General features: G+C 71.2%; 1 protein-coding gene. It reads right to left on the reverse strand.

Features of this window, described 5'->3' with window-relative positions:
* Positions 1 to 538 (reverse strand): condensation domain-containing protein (locus tag G4D86_RS51850; RefSeq protein ID WP_240360980.1); only part of this gene is annotated, 538 nt, incomplete at both ends.

The raw sequence follows: 538 nt of genomic DNA on the forward strand, positions 1-538 counted from the left end.
AGGCACGCGTCCGCGGGGAAGTCGGCCCGGGCGCCGTTCCACTCGCGCAGGAGGCGGTGCTGCTCGGCGCCGTCCATGAGGGGCAGCTCGGCCAGGCGTGCTTCGGGCCGGTCCACCACGCCTTGCAGCAGCGTGTGGAAGTGCGCCAGCAGCCGCGCCACCGTGACTTCATCGAAGAGGTCCGTGCTGTACTCGGCGGTGAGGCGCAGGCCCTTCGGGTCCTCGGCGGCGATGAGTGTCAGGTCGAAGCGGGCCGCGCCGCCGTCCAGCGGCTGCGCGTGCATCAGCAGGCCGGGGAGCTGCACGGGAGGCAGCGGCGCGTTCTGCAGGACGAACATCACCTGGAACAGGGGAGGGACGTTGAGGTGGCGCGAGGGCTGGAGGACCTCCACCAGCTTCTCGAAGGGCAGCTCCTGGTGGGCGAAGGCGCCCAGGGCCGTCTCGTGGACGCGGCCCACGAGCTGCTGGAAGGTCGGGTCGCCGGACAAGTCAGTGCGCACCGCGAGGGTGTTGACGAACAGGCCGATGAGGCCCTCGA

The organism is Pyxidicoccus caerfyrddinensis, from assembly GCF_010894405.1.
In the GTDB taxonomy this organism is placed as follows: domain Bacteria; phylum Myxococcota; class Myxococcia; order Myxococcales; family Myxococcaceae; genus Myxococcus; species Myxococcus caerfyrddinensis.